Source organism: Arthrobacter sp. B0316-1-20 (genome assembly GCF_059091865.1).
The window spans coordinates 233099-257231 of the sequence record NZ_JBNHHC010000008.1 but is presented as its reverse complement, the minus strand read 5'-3'; the positions used below and the strand labels follow the sequence as shown (position 1 = coordinate 257231).

The 24133-nt window shown below is 69.9% G+C and carries 22 protein-coding genes; 9 read left to right on the top strand and 13 right to left on the bottom strand.

Going from position 1 to position 24133, the window contains the following annotated elements:
* Positions 1-66: 66 nt before the first annotated feature.
* Positions 67-282: a helix-turn-helix domain-containing protein gene (locus AC5RW2_RS15920; protein ID WP_493979122.1), complete on the top strand. Its 216-nt coding sequence runs from the start codon at positions 67-69 to the stop codon at positions 280-282.
* A 4-nt stretch (positions 283-286) separates the two neighbouring features.
* Here the strand turns inward: AC5RW2_RS15920 and AC5RW2_RS15915 are convergent, their stop codons facing one another.
* Positions 287-847 (bottom strand): hypothetical protein, encoded by a 561-nt coding sequence (locus AC5RW2_RS15915; RefSeq protein ID WP_494025569.1) that lies wholly within the window; start codon positions 845-847, stop codon positions 287-289.
* A gap of 157 nt (positions 848-1004) precedes the next feature.
* Here AC5RW2_RS15915 and AC5RW2_RS15910 point away from each other — a divergent pair, with 157 nt between their 5' ends.
* Positions 1005-1724 (top strand): LysM peptidoglycan-binding domain-containing protein, encoded by a 720-nt coding sequence (locus AC5RW2_RS15910; RefSeq protein ID WP_494025568.1) that lies wholly within the window; start codon positions 1005-1007, stop codon positions 1722-1724.
* 95 nt (positions 1725-1819) lie between these two features.
* Complete coding sequence (locus AC5RW2_RS15905; protein WP_494025567.1) at positions 1820-2443, top strand: Rv3235 family protein; 624 nt, start codon at positions 1820-1822, stop codon at positions 2441-2443.
* A 9-nt stretch (positions 2444-2452) separates the two neighbouring features.
* On the opposite strand, the gene secA is transcribed toward AC5RW2_RS15905, so the two are convergent.
* The 7 genes from secA to mtrA form a co-directional block, all read right to left on the bottom strand.
* Positions 2453-5179 (bottom strand): preprotein translocase subunit SecA, encoded by a 2727-nt coding sequence (gene secA, locus AC5RW2_RS15900; protein ID WP_494025566.1) that lies wholly within the window; start codon positions 5177-5179, stop codon positions 2453-2455.
* Positions 5180-5223: 44 nt separating this feature from the next.
* The gene (locus AC5RW2_RS15895) at positions 5224-6474 is read right to left on the bottom strand and encodes a winged helix-turn-helix domain-containing protein (RefSeq protein ID WP_494025565.1); all 1251 of its coding nucleotides are present in this window, start codon (positions 6472-6474) and stop codon (positions 5224-5226) included.
* Between the two features lie 28 nt (positions 6475-6502).
* Positions 6503-7225, bottom strand: a complete 723-nt coding sequence (gene hpf / locus AC5RW2_RS15890; protein ID WP_494000220.1) for a ribosome hibernation-promoting factor, HPF/YfiA family — start codon at positions 7223-7225, stop codon at positions 6503-6505.
* Positions 7226-7465: 240 nt separating this feature from the next.
* Positions 7466-8317, bottom strand: coding sequence for a ComF family protein (locus AC5RW2_RS15885; RefSeq protein ID WP_494000221.1), 852 nt, complete (start codon positions 8315-8317; stop codon positions 7466-7468).
* Positions 8318-8425: 108 nt separating this feature from the next.
* The gene (locus AC5RW2_RS15880) at positions 8426-10153 is read right to left on the bottom strand and encodes an LpqB family beta-propeller domain-containing protein (protein WP_494074187.1); all 1728 of its coding nucleotides are present in this window, start codon (positions 10151-10153) and stop codon (positions 8426-8428) included.
* Positions 10134-11828, bottom strand: a complete 1695-nt coding sequence (gene mtrB / locus AC5RW2_RS15875) for an MtrAB system histidine kinase MtrB (RefSeq protein ID WP_494012514.1) — start codon at positions 11826-11828, stop codon at positions 10134-10136. Before mtrB ends, AC5RW2_RS15880 begins: the two co-directional genes overlap by 20 nt.
* Positions 11829-12506, bottom strand: a complete 678-nt coding sequence (gene mtrA / locus AC5RW2_RS15870; protein WP_493989146.1) for an MtrAB system response regulator MtrA — start codon at positions 12504-12506, stop codon at positions 11829-11831.
* Between the two features lie 191 nt (positions 12507-12697).
* Here mtrA and AC5RW2_RS15865 point away from each other — a divergent pair, with 191 nt between their 5' ends.
* From AC5RW2_RS15865 to AC5RW2_RS15840, 6 genes are all read left to right on the top strand, one after another.
* Entirely contained in the window at positions 12698-14155 is a 1458-nt protein-coding gene (locus AC5RW2_RS15865; RefSeq protein WP_494025562.1) for a glycerophosphoryl diester phosphodiesterase membrane domain-containing protein, read from the top strand.
* Positions 14152-14856, top strand: a complete 705-nt coding sequence (locus tag AC5RW2_RS15860; RefSeq protein WP_494025561.1) for a DUF4129 domain-containing protein — start codon at positions 14152-14154, stop codon at positions 14854-14856. The genes AC5RW2_RS15865 and AC5RW2_RS15860 overlap by 4 nt, the downstream gene beginning before the upstream one ends.
* Positions 14853-16112 (top strand): DUF4350 domain-containing protein, encoded by a 1260-nt coding sequence (locus tag AC5RW2_RS15855; RefSeq protein ID WP_494025560.1) that lies wholly within the window; start codon positions 14853-14855, stop codon positions 16110-16112. Before AC5RW2_RS15860 ends, AC5RW2_RS15855 begins: the two co-directional genes overlap by 4 nt.
* Positions 16109-17134: an AAA family ATPase gene (locus AC5RW2_RS15850; RefSeq protein WP_494012518.1), complete on the top strand. Its 1026-nt coding sequence runs from the start codon at positions 16109-16111 to the stop codon at positions 17132-17134. The genes AC5RW2_RS15855 and AC5RW2_RS15850 overlap by 4 nt, the downstream gene beginning before the upstream one ends.
* A gap of 8 nt (positions 17135-17142) precedes the next feature.
* On the top strand, positions 17143-18435 hold the full coding sequence (locus AC5RW2_RS15845) for a DUF58 domain-containing protein (RefSeq protein ID WP_494025559.1): 1293 nt from the start codon (positions 17143-17145) through the stop codon (positions 18433-18435).
* A 63-nt stretch (positions 18436-18498) separates the two neighbouring features.
* Positions 18499-19140, top strand: a complete 642-nt coding sequence (locus AC5RW2_RS15840; protein WP_494025558.1) for a DUF4166 domain-containing protein — start codon at positions 18499-18501, stop codon at positions 19138-19140.
* A 78-nt stretch (positions 19141-19218) separates the two neighbouring features.
* On the opposite strand, the gene AC5RW2_RS15835 is transcribed toward AC5RW2_RS15840, so the two are convergent.
* The 5 genes from AC5RW2_RS15835 to AC5RW2_RS15815 all read right to left on the bottom strand — a co-directional run bounded on the left by AC5RW2_RS15835 (position 19219) and on the right by AC5RW2_RS15815 (position 24005).
* A complete protein-coding gene (locus tag AC5RW2_RS15835) occupies positions 19219-20319 on the bottom strand; it encodes a uroporphyrinogen decarboxylase/cobalamine-independent methonine synthase family protein (RefSeq protein WP_494025557.1) in 1101 nt (366 codons plus the stop codon).
* On the bottom strand, positions 20306-20671 hold the full coding sequence (locus tag AC5RW2_RS15830; protein WP_494012522.1) for a chorismate mutase: 366 nt from the start codon (positions 20669-20671) through the stop codon (positions 20306-20308). Before AC5RW2_RS15830 ends, AC5RW2_RS15835 begins: the two co-directional genes overlap by 14 nt.
* A 150-nt stretch (positions 20672-20821) precedes the next feature.
* Entirely contained in the window at positions 20822-21958 is a 1137-nt protein-coding gene (mnmA, locus tag AC5RW2_RS15825) for a tRNA 2-thiouridine(34) synthase MnmA (RefSeq protein WP_494025556.1), read from the bottom strand.
* A gap of 88 nt (positions 21959-22046) precedes the next feature.
* Entirely contained in the window at positions 22047-23270 is a 1224-nt protein-coding gene (locus AC5RW2_RS15820; RefSeq protein ID WP_494049698.1) for a cysteine desulfurase family protein, read from the bottom strand.
* A 78-nt stretch (positions 23271-23348) separates the two neighbouring features.
* The gene (locus AC5RW2_RS15815; protein ID WP_494049697.1) at positions 23349-24005 is read right to left on the bottom strand and encodes a helix-turn-helix transcriptional regulator; all 657 of its coding nucleotides are present in this window, start codon (positions 24003-24005) and stop codon (positions 23349-23351) included.
* Positions 24006-24133 lie beyond the last annotated feature (128 nt).

Here is a 24133-nt window from a genome sequence, read left to right as displayed (position 1 = left end):
TTGGATCAAACGACGTCAAACGGTGCCATAATGGCTGAAACCGTCCCCGCTCCGAAGGATCAGCCCATGCCGCGGTTCCTCACCCTGTCCGATGTGGCGGAGGAGTTGCAGATCTCCTCGTCGCAGACGTACGCCCTGGTTCGCAGCGGCGAACTTCCCGCCATCCAGATCGGCGGCCGGGGCCAATGGCGCGTCGAGCAGGTCATGCTCGACCAGTACATCCAGGACAAGTATGCCCAGACGCGGCGGCTGATCGAAGAGGCCAAGTCCACCACGGAATGAGCATTCAGTCCGGGCTGCGCGACACGAGGGCCGCAATGGCCGCGAAGGGCACCGTGTAGACCGACCGGACATTTGCCGCGCGCCTGTCCTCGCCCGACGGCACCGCCGCGAGGTCGAAGGAGTCCGCCCCGACCCTGTCGACCACCCCCTCGGCCGCCGGGATGCCGGGGCCGCCCGACAGGTAGACCGCGACCGGTGCGCGGTCGCGGCCAAGGGCGCGCAGTGCGGATCCGAGCCCGAGCCGACGCGCCCCGGTCGAGTCGGCAACCGCATGCCGGCCCATTCCTTCGAGCAGTTGGACAGCGGCCAACGGCAGGAGCACGCTCCGCACTCCCTCGTACAGCACCAACCAGGTTGATCCGACATGGGCCAGCGTCCCCTCGAACCTGAGGTCTGTGCCTGCACGGACGCGCAACCTGCTGCCCAGCTGCCCCCGAAGCCGGTCGGCCAGACCCACCGCGGCCAACTCGATCCGGGCGCGCTCGTTTACCTCCGCTTCCAACTCCAGCCGGTCTGCGGCGTGTAGCTGGGTCTCCAAATCGGCAAACAGGGCGTCCCAACGCATGGCGCCAGCCTAGGAACCTGCACCACATACCGTCAACGGAAAACCGACTGCTTTACAACAAGTGTTTGAAGCTGCCACCATTGGAAAACAAACAGCACTAAACGTAGCCAAACTACATCAAACGGCAGTAACACCTTTCTCTCCGGAGGCGCTTCCCATGCTCAGAACCACCGCCGATCTGGCAACCACAGGGCTGGTGACGGCTTGTGCCGCCGTGCTGATGCTCGCGGGGAGGGAGCTGGCCACCGGCGCCACGTGGCCTCCGCAGAACTATCAGGACCTGCTGGCGCTCCTGTCGATCGGAGCCGGCGCGGCCGTGCTCTGTTGGTTGCTCCTTGGCATGGCGGCAGCGGCGGCCTGCGCGGTGCTGGCCAGGACCGGCCACAGTCGCCTGGCGGCCCGGTCGGCCGTGTGGAGTCCCGCGTTCCTGCGGCGCTTGGCGGGCGCCGTCGTCGGCCTCAATCTGGTGGTGGTCGCGGGCGCCCATGCGGCGGCCGCAACGCGTCCGGCCGAAGCCGCGGCCGGGACCGGCGCGTCCAGCGCCGCCGTTGTGGATCCCCGGTGGCAGCCGGACGGCCTGGCCGGTCCGGTAAACCCTCCGGTGGACCCCTCATGGAAGCCCGCTCCGCCGGCCGCGGCCCCGGGCGCCGTCGCCAAGCCGCCAACCCGGGAAGCCTCTGACACACCCCGGATGGTTACCGTCACCGCCGGGGATTCCCTCTGGCAGCTCGCGGCCGCCGAACTGGGCGCGCTGGCGACCGACGTGGAGATCGCCGAGCGGTGGCCGGAGTGGTATGCCGCCAACCAAACCCTCATCGGTCACGACCCCTCCCTGATCAAACCCGGGCAAACGCTCGTCGTACCTCCCCCCGGATAGAAGCTTTCCGGAAGCGGCCGTCAGACGCACACGGGAGCCGCGCTGTGTGGCGCGGCTGGAAGCCAAGGCAGTACCAGTGGAAGGAAGGGCAGGACATGGACAACGTGCGACACCTCCCGGCCGTGCAGACGCCGGAAAAGGAAGCCGCGGCGGGCGCGTGCCCTGACGCGCTGGCACCGGCGAGCGGGGCGCCCCGGCCCCTGACGGTACGGCGGGTCAAACCGGCCGGGCCGGACGGCTACTTTGCACCTGTCATCCGGTTGCAGCCCAGGCGACCGGATGACACCCGCGGGGCGGCCGGACCCGCCACCGTGCCCCGTCCCGTTCCGCTGCCGGTGGGCGGGGATCCCGAGGCGGAGGCCGAACTGCTCCATGTCACGGCGATGGCCCGGTCCGTGGCACAGGCCTGTCTGGAGGCCGTCTCCGGCACACGGCCGGTCCAACAGCTGGCCCGCTGGCTGGACCCGGCCAGCTACGAAAAGCTGGTGCACCGGGCGGACATCGCCAAGGCCCACCAGGCACAGCTGCGTTCCGATGGCCGGGCACCGCTGCGGCTGCACCGCAGCCCCGTGGTGCGCTCCGCCCGGGTGTGCCGTGCCGCCGACAGCGCCTATGAAGCGTCGTTGGTGGTGGCCGAGACCCGCCGGATACGCGCGGTGGCGCTGCGACTGGAGTGGATCCGCGGACTGTGGAAGGTCACGGCCCTGGAGATCGGCTGAACCCCGAGACTACTTCCGGCGCTTGCCGCTCTTGGCGGGGCGCTTGTCCCTGGCGGGCGCTGCCGCCTTGGCCGGGGCCTGGCGTTCGACCCGTGTCTCGGCTTCCCCGGATACACTGGGCGCCGTGAACTGCAGGGCCGCCGGCCGCTGCGGAGCTTCCAGCCCGGCCGCAGTGATCTGCGGCGCCGCCGCCGCCCGGGCGTCAGCGACCCCGGGGACCGTCGCCTCGGCCGGCTGCTGAACCTGGACCTCGAGGTTGAAGAGATAGCCGATGCTCTCTTCACGGATGGACTCCATCATGGCCTGGAACATCACGAACCCCTCGCGCTGGTATTCGACCAGCGGATCGCGTTGGGCCATGGCCCGCAGTCCGATGCCCTCCTTGAGGTAATCCATCTCGTAGAGGTGTTCCTGCCACTTCCTGCCGATCACCGAGAGCACCACGCGCCGCTCCAGTTCGCGCATGGTCTCGGAGCCGAGCGTCTGCTCACGCTGCGCGTAGGCGACCTTGGCATCGGAGACAATTTCCGCGCGCAGGAAATCCGCCGTGACCCGCGAGCGCCCGCCGGCTTCCTCCAGCACCTCGTCGATCGTCAGTTCGATCGGGTAGAGCTGCTTGAGGTTGGTCCACAGCTGCTCGTAGTCCCAGTCGTCGCCATGGCCCTCAGCGGTGGCTTCGTTGACCATCGCCGTCACCACGTCCTCAAGGAAGAACGCGACCTTCTCGTGCAGGTCGTCGCCTTCCAGGATGCGCCGCCGGTCGTTGTAGATTGCCTCACGCTGCCGGTTGAGCACGTCGTCGTACTTCAGCACGTTCTTGCGCTGCTCGGCGTTCCGGCCTTCGACCTGTGCCTGGGCGTTCTGGATGGCCTTGGAAACCATCTTGGACTCCAACGCCACGTCGTCGGGCATGCGGGAGGAGTTCATGATGCGTTCGGCCGCGCCCGAGTTGAACAGCCGCATCAGGTCATCGGTCAGGGAGAGGTAGAAGCGGGATTCGCCCGGGTCGCCCTGGCGCCCGGAGCGGCCGCGGAGCTGGTTGTCGATGCGCCGCGATTCATGCCGTTCGGTACCCAGCACGTAGAGCCCGCCGAGCTCCTTGACCTCGTCGTGCTCGGCCTGCACGGCTTTCTGCGCCGCTGCCAGGGCGGCGGGCCAGGCGGCCTCGTAGTCTTCCGGGTTCGCGGCGGGGTCCAGGCCGCGGCGTTCCAATTCGGCCACCGCGTTGAACTCGGCGTTGCCGCCGAGCATGATGTCCGTACCGCGGCCGGCCATGTTGGTCGCCACCGTGACGGAACCCTTGCGGCCGGCCTGCGCGACGATGGCCGCTTCCCGGGCGTGGTTCTTGGCGTTGAGCACTTCGTGCCGGATGCCCTGTTTCGCCAACTGCTTGGACAGGTACTCGCTCTTCTCCACGCTGGTGGTGCCCACCAGGACCGGCTGGCCCTTTTCGTGGCGCTCGGCGATGTCCTTCACGACGGCGTCGAACTTGGCGACTTCGTTCTTGTAGATCAGGTCCGACTGGTCGATGCGGGCCATCGGCTTGTTCGTCGGGATCGGAACCACGCCGAGCTTGTAGGTGCTCATGAACTCGGCCGCTTCGGTTTCGGCGGTGCCGGTCATGCCCGAGAGCTTGCCGTAGAGGCGGAAGTAGTTCTGCAGGGTCACCGTGGCCAGCGTCTGGTTCTCGGCCTTGATCTCGACGCCCTCTTTGGCCTCGATCGCCTGGTGCATGCCTTCGTTGTAGCGCCGGCCGGCCAGGATGCGGCCGGTGTGCTCGTCGACGATGAGCACCTCGCCCTTGAGCACCACGTAGTCCTTGTCCCGCTTGAACAACTCCTTGGCCTTGATGGCGTTGTTCAGGAACCCGATCAGCGGCGTATTCGCCGATTCATACAGGTTGTCGATGCCGAGGTAGTCCTCGACCTTTTCGATGCCGGATTCCAGCACGCCGACGGTGCGCTTCTTCTCGTCGACTTCGTAGTCTTCGGTGTCCTTCAGCCGCATCACGACGCGCGCAAATTCGGTGTACCAACGGTTCACGTCGCCGGAGGCCTGGCCGGAAATGATCAGCGGGGTGCGGGCCTCGTCGATCAGGATCGAGTCGACTTCGTCCACGATCGCGAAGTGGTGTCCGCGCTGGACCAGTTCGTCACGGCTCCAGGCCATGTTGTCGCGCAGGTAGTCGAAGCCAAACTCGTTGTTCGTGCCGTAGGTGATGTCCGCCGCGTACTGTTCGCGGCGCGTCGCCGGGTTCTGGTTGGCGAGGATGCAGCCGCTGGTCAGGCCCAGGAAGCGGTAAACACGGCCCATCAGGTCGGACTGGTATTCGGCCAGGTAGTCGTTGACCGTCACCACGTGGACGCCCTTGCCGGTGAGCGCGTTCAGGTAGGCCGGCGCGGTGGCCACCAGCGTCTTGCCTTCGCCGGTCTTCATCTCCGCGATGTTGCCCATGTGCAGGGCTGCGCCGCCCATCAGCTGGACGTCGAAGTGGCGCAGGCCGAGGGTGCGGCTGGCGGCTTCGCGGACGGCGGCGAATGCCTCCGGGAGCAGGTCGTCGAGCAGCTCGCCGTCCTGGTAGCGCTGCTTCAACGTGTCGGTTTCCCCGCGCAACTCGGCATCCGTGAGGGACTTAAAGTCCTCTTCCAGGACGTTGATCGCATCGGCGTAGCCGCGCAGCCTCTTCAGCGTCTTCTTGTCGCCGGTACGAAGCACACGCTCGAGAATCGTTGGCACTACATAGCTCCCAGTCAGTTGCGCAGAAATCTGGCTCGTTCAGTCTACGTGAGAGACGAGTCCCGCAGCGTTTTGGTTCCCGGCGGCCGTTTCGCGCTCTCACGGGCCAGGGCCGGGGCCAAACCGCCGCTCTCCTGAACCACGACGGCGTCCAGCGCCAGCCACTCGGCCATGCCGGCCAGCTCGGCTGCCAGCTCCGCGGCGGTTCCGGGCGGGGCGTCGTCTTCGGCGTGCGCAGCCCGGACCACGAGCCTGCCCGAGGCCCGGTCCGCTTTCAAGTCCACGCGGGCACACAGCCGGTCCCCCAGCAGGAACGGCAGGACGTAGTAGCCGTAGGTCCGCTTCGGCGCCGGCGTGTAGATTTCGATCCGGTAGCGAAAGCCGAACAGCCGCTCCACCCGCTGGCGTTCGAACACCAAGGAATCGAAGGGGCTCAGGAGTGCCCTGCCGGTGGCGCGGCGCGGCCGGGCCGCCTCGGCGTGCAGGTACACGTCGCCCCTCCAGCCATCCACCTGCACCGCTTCCAGCTTTCCGGCCGCCTCCAGGGCCCGCACCGCGTCGGCGGCCGCCCGCACCGGCACCCGGAAGTAGTCGGCGAAGCACTTGACGGTCCCGATGCCGTGAGCCAGCGCGGCGGCCTCGATCAGCCTCAGCATCGCCTGTTCCGGATCGGGCCGGTACTGTGCGTCGTGCGGGGCTGGCAGCACCCGCTCGGTCAGGGTGTAGAGCCGTTCGAACTGGGGAGTCCGCGCGGCGGCGCTGACCAGCCCCTGTTCGAAGAGGTCCTCCAGCACCCGCTTGACCGCGTTCCAGTTCCAGCCCCAGTCGGTCTTCGGCTGGTGCGCGTCATGGCCGATCCGGTCGGCGACCGCCCGGGCGGTCAGGCCGCGCGAGGAGGAAAGCGTGTCCAGGATCTTGGCGGTCAGGTCCTGGACGAGGGCCGGGTCCATGCCGGCCGCGCCAACCCACCGGCGCCGCTGCCACTGGCGGAGGTCGGCGAAGTCCTGCGGCTTGATATAGCTGGCTTCGTGCGCCCAGTACTCCATCATGCGGCGCGGCGCTTTTCCCGCAAACCGGTGGAGGATGTCGACGTCGTAGCCGCCGAGCCTGGAGAAGAACGGCAGGTAATGCGAGCGCACCAGCACGTTCACGGAGTCAATCTGCAGCAGCCGCAGCCGGTCAAAGGTCCGGCCCACCTGCCTTGCCGTGACAAGGCCGGTGGGCCGTTCCTGAACCAAGCCCTGCGCCGCCAGCGCGATGCGGCGGGCCTGGGCCGGAGTGATGCGGGCTGTCATGCCTTCATACTAGGCAGCCGCGGCGCTTTCAGGCCTTGGCGCCCGCCGACGCGCGGTAGGCCAGCACCTCTTCGCGCGCCTTGGCTTCTTCGGCGCTGCAATCGGCGTCGAGGGTGATCACGCCGTACGTCCAGCCACGACGGCGGTAGACGACGCTGGGTGCGTTCGTCGCCTTGTCGATGAACAGGTAGAAGTCGTGTCCCACCAGTTCCATGTTGTCCACGGCATCGTCGAGCGTCATGGACGCGGCCGGGAAGACCTTGCGGCGGATCAGCACCGGTGAGTCTCCGGCGGGAACATCGTTGTCGATGTCGTAGCCGGTCCGGTCCTCGGCCTGGTCCTGGGCAGTTGCCGCAGCCAGCGCTGCTTCGTGCAGCGGCATGTCCGAGCTGGCCGGTTCCAGCGTGGCGGTGGCCTGATGGACGGCGGTCGGGGTGTGACGGCCGTGGTGGACCTTGCGGCGGTCCCGAGCGCGGCGCAGGCGCTCCAAAAGCTTGTTATAGGCAATGTCGAAAGCTGCAAACTTGTCCGCGGCCTTGGCCTCGGCGCGGACCACGCTGCCCCGTCCGAGCACGGTGAGCTCGACGGTCATCGAGCTTTCGGCATTGCGGGCATTGGCCTCTTTGGTGACTTTGGCATCAAGCCGCTGGACCTTGTCGCCCAACTGCTCGATCTTGGAGATCTTCTCCTCAGCGTACTCGCGGAACCGATCCGAAACGGACAGGTTGCGGCCGTTGATGTTGAATTCCATGGTGCCCTCCATAATTGCCTAGATGACACAACAGCGACCGAAAAGAGAAACTCCTTTCAGCCGCTGAAGACGGGTTGCCTCCCTCGCGGGAGCCCATACTTCACGTTAGATCACGGACACCTTTTATTCACCCTTTACCCACGAATATCTACAACATTTGCCGACGATGTCCGAGGGCACTCCGAGGGCCGGTGCAGCCGGCACTGCATAATCGTTACACTCCGCGTCATTCCGCGGTGCTCACGAGGGCCGGCTCGCGGCCTCCCGGCCCGCATCCCGGCCGGCGGGCCCGGCCGGGGCCGAGGCGGCTGCCAGCACCGCTCCGCCCAGGGGATGTCCGCCGGCGGCACGCAGGGCCCGGGCCAGCTCACCCATCGTGGCACCGGTGGTGAGCACGTCGTCCACCAGGAGGCAGCACCTCCCGGCGATCAGGGGTGCGTACCCCGGCGGCACGGCCATGCTGCCGGCAACGTTCCGTTGCCGCGCCGACCGGCCCAGCGACTTCTGCCCGCCCGGGGAACCCGGCCGCTGCAGGCGCCGCGCCGGGTCCACCTGGCGGACGGCGGGCAGCAACTGCAGGCCGGCCGGCAGCAGGCCTTGCCGGGCCAGGCGGGACAGCAGCAGTTGAAGCGGATCGTAGCCGCGGCGCCGGCGGGAGCTGCCGCGCGAGGGAACCGGGACCAGCACCGCCGCGGCGGGCCGGCCCGCACGTGCCGCGGCCGCGTCCAGGGCTCCGGCCAGCACGACGGCCAGCACCGGCGCCAACTCGGTCCGGCCGTGGTTCTTAAAGGCCAGCACGGCCTGGGACAGTTCACGCCGGTAGGGTCCCCCGGCGGTCACCGGCAGCGGCCGGCCGGCCTCGTCCAGCGGCAAGGAGTCGGCGTCCTGTTCCACGGCGATCGGTCGCACCGTCGAGCGCCGCAGGCGCCGCCCGCAGGCAGCGCACAGGACGTAATCCGTCGCACCGCAGGCCACGCAGTCGGTCGGCAGCAGCAGCCGGCCGAACTGCCCGGACCAGATCCGCAGCGCCTGCGCGGCCCGGCTGAAATACAGCCTGTCCAGCCGGGTGCCCACGTCCGCCGTCACCTTCATCACCGTGTCCCCGCCATCCCTTCAGCCTGGCCGCGCCCCCGCCCGCCCGGGGCGGCCCGGGTACCGGCTGTGGAGTGTTCCGGTGCTGCGGCCGCTGTGGAGGCGGGGCTATCCGGGGAAGGACGGATCGATGACCAGCGGGGAATTTCGCTGCGGAGCCCAGCTGTTTCCGACGCGGATGTAGAGCATCTCGTTGGTCTGGGCGTACACGTCCTGGTCGCCGTTGCCCGCGCTGATCTCCACCATCCCCTGCAGGGGCGCGGTCCGCAGGGTGCTGCCGTCCAGGTTCAGCACCTCCGCAGTCACCGCTTGGTCGGGCGAGGCCTGCATGACGACGACGGTATCCTCGTCCGCCCAGACGCCCGAGTCCACCGGCACCGAGGGGTTCAACCGCTTGGGGGTGGTGATGCCCCGGGGCCGACCGTCCTGGTCGCGGACGACGCCGGCAACGTAGACCGAGGTGCTCTCGCCTTCACGGGTGGTGATGAGCGCCCTGGAACCTTCACGTGAAATCTGCAGCTCGGTCACAGTCCGCTCCGTCAGCCACTGGGCGCTGACCGCCACTGATTCGTCCGGCGCCTCGACGGACACCGCGGAGACTTTCCCGCTGCCGTCGCCGGCCGCCGCCCAGGCCCAGCCGAAGGGATCGACGCTGGGTCCGGTGAGGTTGCTTCCGGATGCCGCCTCCACCGCGCGGCGGTCCTCGCCGATTACGAACATCCGGTTGCGCTCGGCGGTCAGGAAGGCAAAGCGTTCCTGGTCCAGCGACATCGCCGGTTCGCGCGGGCGCAGCCGGCTGACGGACGGCAGGTCCTCCGGCTTGACCGGCCGCGATCCTTCGTAAAACACCAGTTCCTCGTCCAAAACCCCGATCTGCACGTTGCCGACCGCGGGGTCCGTCACAGCGGCTTGGAACTGGGGATCGGGGGAATTGCCCAGGTCCACTTCCCGCTGGTCCACGGTCATCTGGACGGTGGAGACGGTATTGAGCTCTCCCAGCGTCAGTTCCAGCTGCTGTTGCATCTGCTGCCGGCGCAGGAACGTGGTGCCCGTGAGGACTTCGGCCGACAGGTCCACGCTGGCAGCCCCCGATTCGATCGGTACGGCCCGCCGAACCAGCTGCGAGCCTTCCGGGAAGGCACTGATCACGGCGCCGGCCAGGTACGGCGCGGGCCCCTCCAGCATGGCAGCCACGATGGCCGCCGAGATGCCCTGCCGGTTGGCGAACCAGCGCACGTCGGGCACGGCATACGTGTACGTCGGGTCGTAGTAGTACAGGTTGAACGGGGAGAACAAGGTGCGGAAGTCCACCGTGGAGACCATGGTCCCGTCCGGAACGCTGGAGATCCGCCATTCGCCGTCCACCTGCGCCAGTTCCACCGGCAGCGATTCGGTGGCCCCTTCCTCGGCCTGGGTGCGGACGCCCGACTCGTTGATCGTGGCATCGACCTCCACCTGGAGCACGAATTCGGTTTCGGACGGCGATCCGACAATCCGCACGACGTTCCGGTACACCAGCGTCCGCTGCACCGGCTGCCATTCGCCGGCGAGGTCCGGGGCGAGGAATTCGCGCGCAATCCGGTAATCGTCCTGCGTGGCCGTGCCCGCCTGGATGAAGCCGGCGACGATCTGCTGCGGGGAGTCCCCCGGCGACGGCCCCGGCGGGTTGAAGGTGTAGCCGGTCCCCCCGGTCTCGCCCGAATCGGCCTGGACCGTGCCCACCGGCCCCGACATCGGGATGGAGGAACAGGAGACCAGCGCCAGCATGGCACAGAGCATGACGACGACGGCGCGCAGCCGGGAGGGGCGGGCAGGCTCAGCTGGGATCCGGAACACCGTTTTCCTCCTGCTGTTCGAGGAGCACATTCTCGGCCACCAGCTGGCCGTGCCACGCGGAGGCGCCGGCCGGTGGCAGCGGCAGCGGCGAATGGGTAAGCGTGCCGCCGCTGTGCCGCGGCAGCGTGAGCCGGAAGCAGGCACCGTTGCCCGGCTCGCCCCACGCCTGCAACCAGCCGCCGTGGAGGCGGGCATCCTCGGTGGAAATCGACAGCCCCAGACCGCTGCCGCCGGTGGTCCGAGCCCGGGCCGGGTCGGCGCGCCAGAAGCGGTCGAACACCCTGGAGGCTTCCATGGGCGTCATACCGATGCCGTAGTCCCGCACCGAGACGGCCACGGCGTCCTCGGTTGCCCCGACCGTAACCTCCACCGGTTTGCCTTCGCCGTGTTCCAGCGCGTTGACAATCAGGTTGCGCAGGATGCGTTCGATCCTGCGGCGGTCCATGTCCGCGATGCAGCGCGGCTCGTGGGCAATCAGCCGCAGCTCCGACCCGCTGTTCTCCGCAAGCGGCTGGGCGGCGTCGAGCGCGGTGCGGGCGATCTCCACCAAATCGGTCGGCTCCGCGTCCAGTGCCGCAGCACCGGCGTCGAAACGGGAGATCTCCAAGAGGTCGGCGAGCAGCGCCTGGAAACGCTCCACCTGGTTGTACAGCAGTTCCGTGGAGCGGGCGTTGATGGGATCGAAGTCCCCGCGCGATTCGTACAGCACCTCCGCGGCCATGCGGACCGTGGTCAGCGGCGTCCGCAGTTCGTGCGACACATCGGACACGAACCGCTGCTGCATTTCGGACAGCGCCGCCAGCTGCGTGATCTGCTCCTGCAGGCTGTTGGCCATGTGGTTGAAGGAGGCCCCCAGCCGGGCGAGTTCGTCCTCGCCCCGGACTTCCAGCCGCTCCTGCAGTTGTCCTGCCGCCAGCTTCTCCGAGGCGATCGCTGCCTGGCTGACCGGGTGCACGACGGCGCGGGTCAGCAGCCAGACGATGCCGCCGACCAGGATCAGCAGCAGCCCGCCGCCGATCCAGAGCACCCGGTGAATGAAGTCCAGGGTCTGCTGGACCGAGGAGAGGTCGTAGATCAGGTACAGCGCATACGAATTGCCCGGCGGCAACGACACCTTGGTGCCGAATCCGATCGCCGGGACATCACTGTCGCCCACGGGCAGCGCGAGCGCCTGTCGGTACTGCCCGGTGCCGGTGGCGACCTCCCGGGCGAGCCCCTCCGGAATGATGTTGGCGGTGATGGAGGTGTTCGACTGGCTGAACACGTAGAGGTTCTGGCCGCCCGGCAGCGGCGTCAGCAGGTAGTAGCGCGGCGCTTCGGCGCCGGTGCCTTCCAGCAGTTTCAGCGTGTCCGCCACCATGCTGGAGACGGTCGCCCGGTCGCTGGCAGAGGAACTCTCGAAGATTGTCTTGACCTGGGACAGCCCGCGCCGGGACTCGGCCTCCGCCTGGTTTACCCGCTCCTGGTAGAGCCCGGAGGCGATCTGGCTGGAGAGGAACGCGCCCACGCCCATGAAGGCGAAGGCGGTGAGCAGGACGGCGGCGGTCACCGTGCGGAACTGCAGCGACCGCCGCCATTTCCGGTTCAGGAACTCGCGGGCCCGCAGCGTGGCATGCCAAGCGGCCTCAGCTGCCGCCTTCAGCTTGGCTGTCCACCGGCTGAGAACCGGCTCCACTTACCCTTGGCCGGCCTTGTAACCGACGCCGCGCACCGTGAGCACCACTTCGGGGGCCTCCGGATCGCGTTCGATCTTGGAGCGCAACCGCTGGACGTGAACGTTGACCAGGCGGGTGTCTGCGGCGTGGCGGTAGCCCCAGACCTGCTCCAGCAGCAATTCGCGGGTGAAGACCTGCCAGGGTTTCCGGGCCAGGGCCACCAGCAGGTCGAATTCCAGCGGGGTGAGCGAGATCTTCTCGTCCCCGCGGTGAACCACGTGCCCGGCAACATCGATCACCACGTCGGCGATCCGCAGGGTCTCGGGCGCCCGCTGGTCGCCCGGGCGCAGGCGCGCGCGCACCCGGGCTACGAGTTCTGCCGGCTTGAACGGCTTGGGCACGTAGTCGTCGGCACCGGATTCCAGGCCCCGGACCACGTCGGAGGTGTCCGACTTGGCCGTCAGCATGACAATGGGAACATCCGATTCGCCACGGATCTGGCGGCAGACCTCGATGCCGTCCAGCCCCGGGAGCATCAGGTCGAGCAGCACCAGGTCCGGCTTGCTGCTGCGGAAGACCTCGAGGGCCTGCGCGCCGTCCGCGCAGAACACGGGATCGAATCCGTCGTTGCGCAGCACGATGCCGATCATCTCGGCCAGGGCCTCGTCGTCGTCTACGACCAGAATGCGTGCCTTCATATCTCCCTATTGTTCCCTATTCCCCTCATCCCTGACGTAACGACGCACAGGGCACACCGACACTGCGCCCACGGCGGGCCCGCGCCGGGATGGTAGGAACTGGCGGACCGAAACTATAGGCTGATGAGAGGCTAACACTTCGCCGGAGGCCTCCCGCAGCCGGCGACACGAGATGAGGAAGACGGGACGCGATGAGCCACGGGGCCAATGACGCCGGGCACGACAGCAGGGATCCGCAAGGCCAGGGCCCCGACGGCACGGGCCCCGGCAACGGCGCCGGGGCCGACAGCCAGGCGCCGGGCCAGCCTGCGTGGGGGCAGCAGCCGGTGTGGGGCCAGCCGCCGGCCTGGGGACAGCCCGGGCCGGGCGCGCAACACCCGACGTGGGCGCCGCCGGGCCAGCAGCCTCCGCCCTCCCAGCCCGGATGGAACCCGCAGCCGGTGTGGGGACAGCCCGCGCCCGGCGCACAGCAGCAGGAAGGTTGGCCGGCGCCCTCCCAGTCCGGGTGGAACCCGCAGCCGCAGTGGGGACAGCCCGCGCCCGGCGCACAGCAGCAGGGAGGCTGGCCGGCGCCCGCAGGTCCGGGCCCTTACCGCGGCTATGTGGCTCCGCCGAAACCGGGCGTCATCCCGCTGCGTCCGCTCGGCGTCGGCGAGATCCTCGACGGCGCCTTCCAGGCGGCCCGCAAGAACGCCGCGGCGGTCTTCGGCACCGCGGTGCTGCTCCAGGTGGTCGTCAGCGCGCTGGCCTGGCTGGTCGGCGGGCTGATCATTTCGGCCTTCGGCGGCCTGCAGGTCATGGCCAACGAGGAACTCACGGATGCATCCGCGGTGGCCTTCGGCCTGTCCATCATCATCTCCTCGCTCGTGCTCGGCCTGCTGTCCGGGGTGGGGATCCTGGTCCTGCAGGGCGTCCTCGCCATTCCCACCGCCCGGGCCGCGGTCAACCAGAAAACCGGCTTCGGCCTGATGTTCACGCTTGCGAAGGGCCGGATCGGTGCGCTGGTCGGGCTGGCCCTGCTCTATCTCGCCCTCACCGCTGCCGCACTGGTCGCGATCATCGCCGGCTCCTTCTTCCTGGCCGACCAGCTCGGCGTGTCCTCGGCCTGGATCATCGTGCTGATCATTGTGGGCCTGACGGCGGTATCCGTCTGGATCGGCATCAAGCTGATGCTGGCACCTGCGGTGATCATCATGGAACGCGCCTCGGTCTTCCGGGCGCTCGCCCGGTCGTGGCAGCTGACCGACCGCAGCTGGTGGCGGACCTTTGGCATCATCCTCTTGTGCACCATCATCGTCACGGTGATCACCTCCGTGGTCAGCATGCCCATCTCGTTCATCGTGGGACTCGCCGGTCCGCTGCTGGGCGACCCCACATCGCCCGAGAGCATGCTGGCGACCATGGGGCCGCTCACGCTGGTCTCGATGCTGCTGTCTTCCATCTTCTCGGCCATCGGCTACGCCTTCCAAGCGGCCGTGATCGCCCTGGTCTACATCGACCTGAGGATCCGCCGCGAAGGGTTCGACGTCGTGCTGTTGCGCGAACATGAAGCCTCCGGCGGCCGGGAGACCCGGACCATTCCGGGACTCGGCGCGGGCGCGGCACCCGGCCCCGCGGTTCCCGGGCCGGCCGGCCCCTGGCCGACGTGACCGTGCACGCCCCGGGCATCGCGGCAGCGGCACCGGGTTCCGCAGCTGTCCCCTTCGAGGTCCCGGTGGAGCCGGGGCCGGAAGAGGCGCGCGAACTGCTCGTCCGCGAACTGGCCAAGGAGGAGTACCAGGATGCCCGGCCCGGGGTCTTGGAATCGGTGCTGCAGGCCATCCTCGACTGGCTGGCCGGGCTGGTCGCCCAACTCAATGGCTTCAGCCCCAATCTCGGCACGCTGGTCCTGGTCCTGGCCGCCCTGCTGCTGATCGGCGCGGCCGTGTGGCTGATCAAGCCCCGGCGCAACGCCCGCAGCCGCGCGGCGGCGGAGATGTTCGACGGCGCCGTCCCGCTCACAGCCGACGAACACCGCCGCAAGTCCCGGGCGGCCGCGGACCGGGGCGACTGGGATGCGGCGCTGACCGAGCGGTTCCGCGCGCTGGTGCGCTCGATGGAAGAGCGGGTGGTCCTGGATGCCCGGCCGGGCCGCACCGCCGACGAAGCGGCCGCAGGCATCGCCGCCGCGTTCGGCGCCGAGGCCGGGCGGCTGCGGGTTGCGGCCAACCGGTTCGACGCCGTGCGGTACGGCAACGTTCCCGCCACGCGTGCGGACCTTGACCAGCTGGCGGCCCTGGACGATTCCCTGGCCGCGGCCTCCCCGCAGCCGGGCGGCAGCGGCCCGGCGCCGCTGGCGGTTCCGCGATGAGCCACGCACGCGCCGCGGACCGGACTGCTGCGGCAGCCAACAGCTTCGCCGGAGGCACCACCGGAACCGGCGGCGCACCCGGAGACCTGCCGGAAACCGTCGGCGACGGCGGCTCGGTGCTGTCCACGCTGCGCGACCGGCTGCGCCGGTGGAGCTTCTGGCTCCTGCTGCTGGTGCTGCTGTGCGGCGTCGTGGCGCTGGAACTGCTCCGCGGCCCGGCCGCCGACCGCGCCGACCTCTCCCCCGGCAACGCCGCGCCCAACGGGGCCCAGGCCGTGGCCGAAGTGCTTCGCCAGCAGGGGGTGCAGGTGACCGCCACGAATTCGCTGCAGGAGACCCGGGACCAGCTGACGGCAGGCGACGCCGCCCTGCTGATCCACGACCCGGACGGCTACCTGACCGCCGGGCAGCTGAAACCGCTGAAGGAGCAGGCCGCGCGGATCGTGCTGCTCGAGCCCGGCTTTGAGGCGCTGCGGGCCCTTGCCCCCGGCGTCCGGGCCGCCGGCGTCGTCCCTGCCGACGGGGGCAACCTCGCGGCCGCCTGCGGCCTGCCCGGCCCCGCCGCGGCCGGCGAAATCACCCGCGGCGGCTTGGCCTACCGCGGCGGCGGCGAGCTGTGCTTCGCCTTCGAGACACCGGCCGATGACGCGGCGCCCTTCGTCGTGTCCGACGACGGAGCCACCATCGTGCTCGGCGCCGGCCATGTGCTCAGCAACGAAGGCGTCGTCCGCGCCGGCAACGCCGCGCTGGCCCTGCGCACGCTGGGAGCCACCGAGCGGCTGGTGTGGTACCGGGCGGGACTGGAGGACCTTCCGGTGTCCGGCGAAGCGGTCAACCCCATGAGCCTGCTGCCCGCCTGGGTGCTTCCGGTGTCCCTGTGGCTCATGGCCGTCGGCGTCGCCGCGATGTTCTGGCGCGGACGCCGGCTCGGGCCCCTGGTGTCCGAGCCGTTGCCGGTGGTGGTCCGCTCGGCCGAGACGATCGAGGGCCGTGCCCGGCTGTACCGGAGCGCCAAGGCCGTGAACCACGCCGCCGACAACCTGCGCGCCGCCACCCTGACCCGGCTCGCCGCCCACCTGCGGCTGCCCGCAGGCGCCGCGAGCGCCGACGTCGTCGATGCGGTAGCCCGGGACAGCAGCCGCCCGCGTGCCGAACTGGAGCGCCTCCTGCGCCACGAGGCACCCGGCACCGAAGCCCGGCTGGCGGCCTGGGCACAAGAACTGCAGCAGCTAGAGAAAGAGGTAACGCACCGATGAGCGATCAGCCAGGACAGCGGCAGGCATCCCAGTACGGCGGAGGGCCGGCCGTCGCCACGCCGCCCGCCGACGACGACCGCCTGCGCCAGACCCTGCATGACGTCCGCACCGAAGTGGCGAAGGCAGTGGTGGGCCAGGATGCCACCGTCACCGGGCTGCTGATCGCCCTGCTGTCGCACGGGCATGTGCTGCTGGAGGGAGTGCCCGGCGTCGCCAAGACGCTGCTGGTCCGCTCGCTCTCCGCCGCCTTGAGCCTGGACACCAAGCGGATCCAGTTCACGCCCGACCTGATGCCAGGCGACGTCACCGGCTCCATGATTTACGACACCCACACGGCCGAATTCCGCTTCCGGGAGGGCCCGGTCTTCACGAACATCCTCCTGGCCGACGAAATCAACCGGACGCCGCCGAAGACGCAGGCCTCGCTGCTGGAAGCGATGGAAGAACGCCAGGTGTCGGTGGACGGCACCTCACGGAAGCTGCCCGAACCGTTCATCGTGGCGGCCACGCAGAACCCGGTGGAATACGAGGGCACCTACCCGCTGCCGGAAGCGCAGTTGGACCGCTTCCTGCTGAAGCTCACCATGCACCTGCCCGACCGGGACGCGGAAATCGAAATCATCCGCCGCCACAGCCAGGGCTTCGACCCGCGCGACCTGCAGGCCGCCGGGGTGCGGGCCGCCGCCTCCGCCGAGGACCTGGTGCGGGCCCGGGCCGCCGTGGCCCGGGTGGCGATCGCGCCGGAGGTGGTCGGCTACATCGTGGACCTTGTCCGGGCCACGCGGTCCGCGCCGTCGTTCCAGCTGGGCGTTTCGCCGCGCGGCGCCACCGCCCTGCTCAACACCTCCCGGGCCTGGGCGTGGCTGAACGGCCGCGGTTTTGTCACGCCGGACGACGTCAAGGCGATGGCCCTGCCGGCGCTGCGGCACCGGGTGGGACTGCGGCCGGAGGCGCAAATGGACGGCGTGCAGGCCGACGACGTGCTGCAGAGCATCCTGGCCACCGTGCCGGTCCCCCGCTGAGTGACGCCGTGGCGATCACCGGACGTTTCGTCCTGCTGGCCCTGGCGGGCGTCATCCCGCTGATGCTCTTCCCGCGCCCCGTCACGGCTCTGGTGTGCTGCCTGCTGCTGGCCGCGGCGGTCGGCGTGGACCTGTCGCTGGCGCTGTCGCCGCGCCGCGTCGGGCTGCAGCGGAGGCTGCCGTCGAATGTCCGGCTGGGGGAATCCGTGACGGCCCGGCTGCTGCTGGCCAACCATGGCCGCCGCCGGCTGCGGGCCGTGGTGCGCGACGGCTGGCAGCCCTCGGCCGGCGCCGCCAACCCGGAGCAGCGCGTGCGACTGGCGCCGGGGGAACGGCGGCTGGTCGAGGTGCAGCTGACGCCGCAGCGCCGCGGCGACCTGCAGGCGCACCACGTCACCGTCCGGTCACTGGGGCCGCTTGGGGTGGCCGCGCGCCAGATCACCATCGCCCTGCCCGGCCGGCTGCGGGTGCTGCCGCCGTTCCATTCCAAGCGTCACCTGCCCTCCAAGCTGCGCAAGCTGCGTGAACTGGACGGCCGCGTGGCGGTGCAAATCCGCGGGGCCGGCACCGAATTCGATTCGCTGCGCGACTACGTGCGCGGCGACGACGTGCGCTCCATCGACTGGCGCGCCACCGCCCGGCGGCAGGCCGTCGTCGTCCGCACCTGGCGTCCCGAACGCGACCGCCGGGTAGTGATCGTGCTGGACACCTCCCGCACCTCGGCCGCACGGATCGAGGACGAGCCGCGGCTGGACACCGGAATCGAGGCCTCGCTGCTGCTGGCCGTGCTCGCCGAGCGCGGCGGCGACCGCGTGGATTTCCTGGCCTTCGACCGGCGGCCGCGGGCCAGGGTCGCCTCCGCGGCCAAGGGCAACCTGCTCAACCAGCTGGTCAACGCCATGGCCCCGCTGGAACCGGAACTGATCGAAGCGGACTGGTCGCAGATACCCGCGGAGATCCACGCCCTGTCCTCGCACCGGTCGCTGGTCGTGCTGCTGACCTCGCTGGACTCCGGGGCGGCGGAGGAGGGGCTGCTGCCGGTGCTGGCCCAGTTGACAGCCAAGCACACCGTGGTGGTCGCCTCCGTCAGCGATCCGCACGTGGACCGGCTGCGCGCCGTCCGCGGGACCGCCGACGACACGTACCGGGCCGCCGCCGCCGAGCGTGCCGTGCTGGAACGGGCGGCAGTCGCCGCGCAGATCCGCCAGTTCGGCGCGGAAGTGGTGGACGCTCCCCCGCACGAACTGCCGCCTCAACTGGCCGACCTGTACATCCGGCTCAAAGCCGCCGGACGGCTGTAACCGCCATGGACCCCGCTGCCGGCCTGCCTGGCCGGCCCGCCTCCCGACCCGGATGGTGATGCAATGGTTTCCGTCTACCAGATGGCCCTGGGGCCGGACTTTCCCCGTCTGGCGCCCGAACTGCAGGAATACTTCTCGCTCGCCCCGCCGGCAGCGGACGACGGCCGACACGAAGCCCGGGGCATCGGGTCCGGCCTGTTCGACGTCGCCGGCTGCCCGGTTCCGGCGATGCGGCCGTTCCTCGGCCTGACCAGCGGCGACAACGCTCTGTTCCCCGAGTACCAGCAGAATGTGCCCTTCAGCATCGAGAACCGGGCTTCCCTGAACGCCAGCGGCCAGCCGGAGCTCACCGCCGTCAGGACGCTCAGCTTCGACGACCGGACCCGGATCGTGGAGGACCGGACCAGCTGGGACGACGATCTGCGCCGGCCCGTCGGTGCGCTGGGCCGCAGCGGTCGGCTGCTGACGGACGTGGCGTGCTCGGTCGGTGCCGATGGCCGGATGCGCCTCGCGTCGCGGCGATGCCGGATATCAGCCGGCCCGCTCACCATCGGGCTTCCGCTGCTGCTGGATGCCGCGGCCTTCACGGAACAGTGGTGGGACGGATCCGAGGGCCGTTTCCGGATCCGGACGAAGGTCATCCAGCGCCAGCTCGGCACCGTGCTGGAATACTCCGGATCCTTTACGTACGCGGTGCACGCCTAATCGAAGTCCAACACAGCGCCGCATCCGGGATTCTATGCCGGCCGTCCGCCGCCGGTTCTGGTCGGAGCCGCTCCGGGCTCATGCCTCGGCGACGACCTGGTTCAGGGCGTCGGCCGTCTGGGTGAGCCGCTTGACTACCGCCCGCGCCGTCTCCGGCGAACGTCCGGCCAGGCCGGCGGAAGGCGTGAGCCTCACCCGCGGCAGCCGCGTCAACGGCAGGCCGAGCTGCCGCCACGGACGGACGACCGCATCGACGAGCGCGCTGACCTGCGGGACGGCGCCCGCGGCCGGGTCAATGATGCCTGCCCACACGGTCCGGTCCGCTTCCACCGCCGCGGCGATGGTTTCCCACTGCCGGGTGGTCAGGGCACCGGTGGGGAGGGCGACCCCGTCCAGTCCGCTGCCGGCCACGGCGTCGAGGGAGGAATCGGCGGCAGGGACCAGGGCGACCACCTCCACGGCTCCGGCATCGCGCAGTGCGGCGGCCACGAGGTCCCAGGCGGCGGAGGCCTCCGTGGCCGCGACCGCGCGCAGCGTGCGGTATCCGCTGGCCGTGGGGATGGTCCCGGCCAGCACGGCATCGAGCTCCGGCTCCTCGAGCTGGACCACCAGTTCCGTGCCGGCCGGCAGCGCGGCCCTGACGTTGGCCAGGTGTCCGGCCGCGCCTGCCGCGAGCGACTGGGCGAGGTCCCGCCGGGCGCCGGCGTCGATCAGGGCGCGTTCGCCGTTGTGCAGGTGGAGGTTGGCGGCCAGGGACATCGGTCCGCGCACCTGGATCTTGAGTTGGTTGCCGGGGCGGTCTTCGGCGCCGACCACATCGGCCAGCACGTTCAGGTCGGTCCGCAGCGCGGACACGGCCCTGCGGTGATCCTGCCCCGGACGGTCCACCAAGCGCCAGCCGTGCGGCTGCAGATCGATGAACAGTCCCTCCAGCATGCCCGCGGTTCGTGCGGTCGGGTCCGACCCGGCGCCGCGGTCCGGCAGCTCGACCAGGTGCGGCAGGTTCGGCTCGCCCAGTTCACCGCGGACGATGCGCGCGGCCTCGGCTGGTTCCGTGCCGGGCCAGCTGCCCAGCCCGGTGGCGCTCACGTGGGCGGGCCGCCCGGCGGCGTTCACGTCGGCGGCATGCACGTCGGCGGCAGGCCCGTGGGAACCGGCGGCCACGTCAGTTGCCGCCATTGTGCTCGTCGGAGATGGCCTGATGGTGCCTGATGACCTCCGAAATGATGAAGTTCAGGAATTTCTCGGCGAAGGCCGGATCCAAATGCGCTTCTTCGGCCAGCCGCCGCAACCGGTTGATCTGAGCGGTCTCGCGATCGGGGTCGGCCGGCGGCAGTTTGTGCGCGGCCTTCAGGTACCCCACCCGCTGGGTCGCCTTGAACCGCTCGGCGAGCAAATAGACCAGCGTTGCGTCGATGTTGTCGATGCTTCCCCGCACCGCCAACAGCTCCGCCATCACCTCGGGCGCTACCTGATCGGAGAGGGAGCTGGCGGTCGGGTCGTAGTCATCGGCAAGGCGGGGGTCGGTCATGCCACCAGTTTATGGTTCGGCCCGCGCGGGAGGTGCACCGGTTACCGCTCTGTGAAGCACCGCCCGTCCCGGCCCGCGTCCCCGGCGTGAAAGGACGACCGCCGCCGGCGCGGCGGACGAAGGTGTTCCGCACCGCGCGTGCCGCGTCATCTAGGAAACGTTGGCCGGGTCCCAGCTCAGCGAACGCGCCGAATCGATGGTTGCCTGGCCCAGCACCCTCGTTCCTTGGTAGAGCACCATGGTCTGGCCCGGGGCCACGCCGCGCATCGGCTCGATGAGGGTCACGACCAACTGCTGCCGGCCATCCTCGCCAACTTCCGCCTTCGCCCGCGCCGCCACCGGGTCGCCGTGCGCGCGGACCTGCACCATGCAGTCAAACTCGGTGTGCGCCTCGACCTCGGGCAACGGCAGGCCCGCCCAAGAGACCTTGATGCCGCGCATTTGGTCGACGGCCAGCAGGTCCTCGGGGCCCACCACCACCTTGTTCTCCTTGGGCCGGATCTCCAGCACGAACCGCGGCTTGCCGTCCGGCGCCGGCCGGCCCAGCTTCAGTCCGCGGCGCTGGCCGACGGTAAAGGCATTGGCGCCCTCGTGTTCGCCGACCACCTGGCCGTCCTGGTCAACGATGGATCCCGATTCCATCTCGATCTTTTCGGCCAGCCAGCCACGGGTGTCGCCGTCGGAAATAAAACAAATGTCGTGGCTGTCCGGCTTGTTCGCCACGGAGAGCCCGCGCGCCGCCGCCTCGGCGCGCACCTCGGCCTTGGACGGCGTTTCGGCCAGCGGGAACATGGAATGCTTCAGCTGTTCGTGGGTGAGCACGCCCAGCACGTAGGACTGGTCCTTGGCCCAGTCGGCGGCGCGGTGCAGTTCGCGGTTGCCGTGCTCGTCCTCGATGACCTTGGCGTAGTGGCCGGTGCACACCGCATCGAAACCCAGCGCCAGAGCCTTCTCCAGCAGCGCAGCGAACTTGATCCGCTCGTTGCAGCGCATGCAGGGGTTCGGCGTCCGGCCGGCGGCGTATTCGGCGATGAAATCGTCCACCACGTCTTCCTTGAACCGCTCGGAGAAGTCCCAGACGTAGTACGGGATGCCCAGGATGTCGCAGGCGCGCCAGGCGTCGCGCGAATCCTCGATGGTGCAGCAGCCCCGGCTGCCGGTGCGCAGGGTGCCGGGCATCCGGCTCAGGGCCAGGTGCACGCCCACCACGTCGTGGCCGGCCTCCACCGCCCGTGCCGCCGCCACGGCAGAGTCCACGCCGCCGCTCATCGCTGCCAGTACCTTCATGAATTCGTTTCCCTACTGATTCGTTGTCGTGTCCCCGCGGCCGCCACGTTCCGTGTACCCCACCGCACCTGCCCGGTCCGCCGAGGCCTCAGCCGAACTGCGTGCCCGCGGTCTGGATGCTGGAGACGTGGCCGGCCATCCCGGCCTTCCTGGCCCGCGCGTATGCCTCCGGCAACGCTGCCACCAGTGAGTCAACGTCTGACTCGGTTGTTGTATGCCCGAGCGTGAAGCGCTGGGCCCCGCGGGCTTCTTCTTCGCTCAGCCCCATGGCCAGCAGGACGTGCGATGGCCGGGGCACTCCCGCGGTGCAGGCCGACCCGGTGGAGGACTCCACGCCGGCCAGGTCCAGCAGGAACAACAGCGAATCGCCCTCGCAGCCCGGGAAGGTGAAGTGCGCGTTGCCGGGCAGCCGCAGGCCCTCGTGCTGCGGATCCGGGGTGCCCCGCAACACCGCCTCCGGGACGCTGCGCGCGACGCCGGCGATGAGCCGGTCGCGCAATTCCGCCAGCCGTGCGGCTTCTTCCGGCAACTGCCCGACGGCGGCCTCCGCGGCCGCGGCGAAGGCCGCGATCGCCGGGGTGTCCAGGGTGCCCGACCGGATGTCGCGTTCCTGGCCGCCGCCGTGCTGGACGGGCGTCAGCTTCACGTCCCGGCCGACCAGCAGCGCACCGACCCCCACCGGGCCGCCGATCTTGTGCCCGCTGATGGCGAGGGTGTCCAGCCCGGAGACCTTGAAATCCACCCGCAGGTGGCCGAACGCCTGGACGGCGTCCGAGTGGACCGGGATGCCGTGCGGCTGCGCGGCGGCGACTATTTCTGCCATCGGCTGGACGCTGCCGACCTCATTGTTGGCCCACATGACGGTGACCAACGCCACGGCTGCGGGGTCGGCTTCGATTTCCCGCCGCAGGGCCTCGACGGAGACCACGCCGTGGGCGTCGACCGGCAGCCAGACCGCCTCGGCGCCCTCATGCTTCGCCAGCCATTCCACCGTGTCGAGCACGGCATGGTGCTCCACCGGCGAACACAGGATCCGCCGCCGCCGGGGGTCGGCGTCGCGCCGGGACCAATACAGGCCCTTGACGGCAAGATTGTCGGCTTCGGTACCGCCGGACGTGAAAATCACCTCGGACGGATGCGCCCCGGCCGCGGCGGCGATGGTTTCGCGGGCGTCCTCGACCACCCTGCGGGCACGCCGGCCGGAACCGTGCAGCGAGGAGGGGTTTCCGCTGCGGCTGAGTTCATGGGTGAGTGCGGCCAGGGCCTGCGCCACAAGGGGCGTGGTCGCCGCGTGGTCAAGGTACACGGGCACGCCAATATTTTACATGCCCCGGTGCGCCTGGTTTCAGCCCGTCGCCCGGCCCCGGGAGGCACGGAGCCCGCGGGCGGTTCAGCGCCGGTTGATCCTGGCGCAGCAGAACGGCCCGTCCGGATCTGCGGCGACGCGGTGGGACTGGTCCGCGCAGCCGGCCAGCATCCCTTGCAGCAGGGCGAGGTTCAGGCCGCATACCGTTTCCGTGTGGCTGCGGGCCAGCAAGTGGAACGGGCAGTTCCCCAGCGCGAAACCGGCCGCGTCCGGCAGCGGCCGGTAGCCCGCCGCGGCGAGGGCTTCCGCCAGGCCGCCGGCGCCGGCCCCCAGCTCGCGGCCCTTGGCGTGGGCGGCCTCGGCCACCAGTTCATGCGCCGGGCGGGCGGTCCTGGCCGATTCCTCGACCGCCGTGGCCAGCAACTCGCCGGCCAGGCTGTAGGCACGTTCCGGCACGGAGGCCGATACTTCGGGCACCGCTGCCGCGTAGACCTTGGCCGGCCGGCCGGAGCCCGGCCCGGATTTACCGCTGAGTTTCCGGAACTCGATGCTCAGCAGTCCGTGCCCGGCGAGCGCGTCCAGTTGGAGGGACACGGTGCTGCGCGGCAAATCCAGGGCGGCGGCTGCCTGGTCCCGGGTCACCGGTTCGGCGCTGCAGCGGACGAATTCGAAGAGGCGGCGGCGGACGTCGTCGCCAAGGGCCGAGACGGCAGGGAGTCCGGGTGGCGGCTGGTCGGCCATGGGGTCCTTTCCGGTGGGGGGTGCATTGACTTATCCGGAACCGGTTTCTAAAGTCGGATGTACCCATTTTAGAACATCTGGCCCTGCCCCGACAGGCAGCTGCCGGTGCTTCCATCAGATCGGCGGCC

Excerpts from the sequence above, each read along its gene's own strand:
- AC5RW2_RS15895 (WP_494025565.1), bottom strand. The coding sequence starts at position 6,474 with ATGACAGCCCGCATCACTCCGGCCCAGGCCCGCCGCATCGCGCTGGCG.
- AC5RW2_RS15920 (WP_493979122.1), top strand. The coding sequence starts at position 67 with ATGCCGCGGTTCCTCACCCTGTCCGATGTGGCGGAGGAGTTGCAGATC.
- AC5RW2_RS15850 (WP_494012518.1), top strand. The coding sequence starts at position 16,109 with ATGAGCGATCAGCCAGGACAGCGGCAGGCATCCCAGTACGGCGGAGGG.
- AC5RW2_RS15910 (WP_494025568.1), top strand. The coding sequence starts at position 1,005 with ATGCTCAGAACCACCGCCGATCTGGCAACCACAGGGCTGGTGACGGCT.
- AC5RW2_RS15885 (WP_494000221.1), bottom strand. The coding sequence starts at position 8,317 with ATGAAGGTGACGGCGGACGTGGGCACCCGGCTGGACAGGCTGTATTTC.
- AC5RW2_RS15840 (WP_494025558.1), top strand. The coding sequence starts at position 18,499 with ATGGTTTCCGTCTACCAGATGGCCCTGGGGCCGGACTTTCCCCGTCTG.
- AC5RW2_RS15855 (WP_494025560.1), top strand. The coding sequence starts at position 14,853 with ATGAGCCACGCACGCGCCGCGGACCGGACTGCTGCGGCAGCCAACAGC.
- mnmA (WP_494025556.1), bottom strand. The coding sequence starts at position 21,958 with ATGAAGGTACTGGCAGCGATGAGCGGCGGCGTGGACTCTGCCGTGGCG.
- AC5RW2_RS15835 (WP_494025557.1), bottom strand. The coding sequence starts at position 20,319 with ATGGCGGCAACTGACGTGGCCGCCGGTTCCCACGGGCCTGCCGCCGAC.
- AC5RW2_RS15865 (WP_494025562.1), top strand. The coding sequence starts at position 12,698 with ATGAGCCACGGGGCCAATGACGCCGGGCACGACAGCAGGGATCCGCAA.
- hpf (WP_494000220.1), bottom strand. The coding sequence starts at position 7,225 with ATGGAATTCAACATCAACGGCCGCAACCTGTCCGTTTCGGATCGGTTC.
- AC5RW2_RS15915 (WP_494025569.1), bottom strand. The coding sequence starts at position 847 with ATGCGTTGGGACGCCCTGTTTGCCGATTTGGAGACCCAGCTACACGCC.
- AC5RW2_RS15905 (WP_494025567.1), top strand. The coding sequence starts at position 1,820 with ATGGACAACGTGCGACACCTCCCGGCCGTGCAGACGCCGGAAAAGGAA.
- mtrA (WP_493989146.1), bottom strand. The coding sequence starts at position 12,506 with ATGAAGGCACGCATTCTGGTCGTAGACGACGACGAGGCCCTGGCCGAG.
- AC5RW2_RS15815 (WP_494049697.1), bottom strand. The coding sequence starts at position 24,005 with ATGGCCGACCAGCCGCCACCCGGACTCCCTGCCGTCTCGGCCCTTGGC.
- AC5RW2_RS15830 (WP_494012522.1), bottom strand. The coding sequence starts at position 20,671 with ATGACCGACCCCCGCCTTGCCGATGACTACGACCCGACCGCCAGCTCC.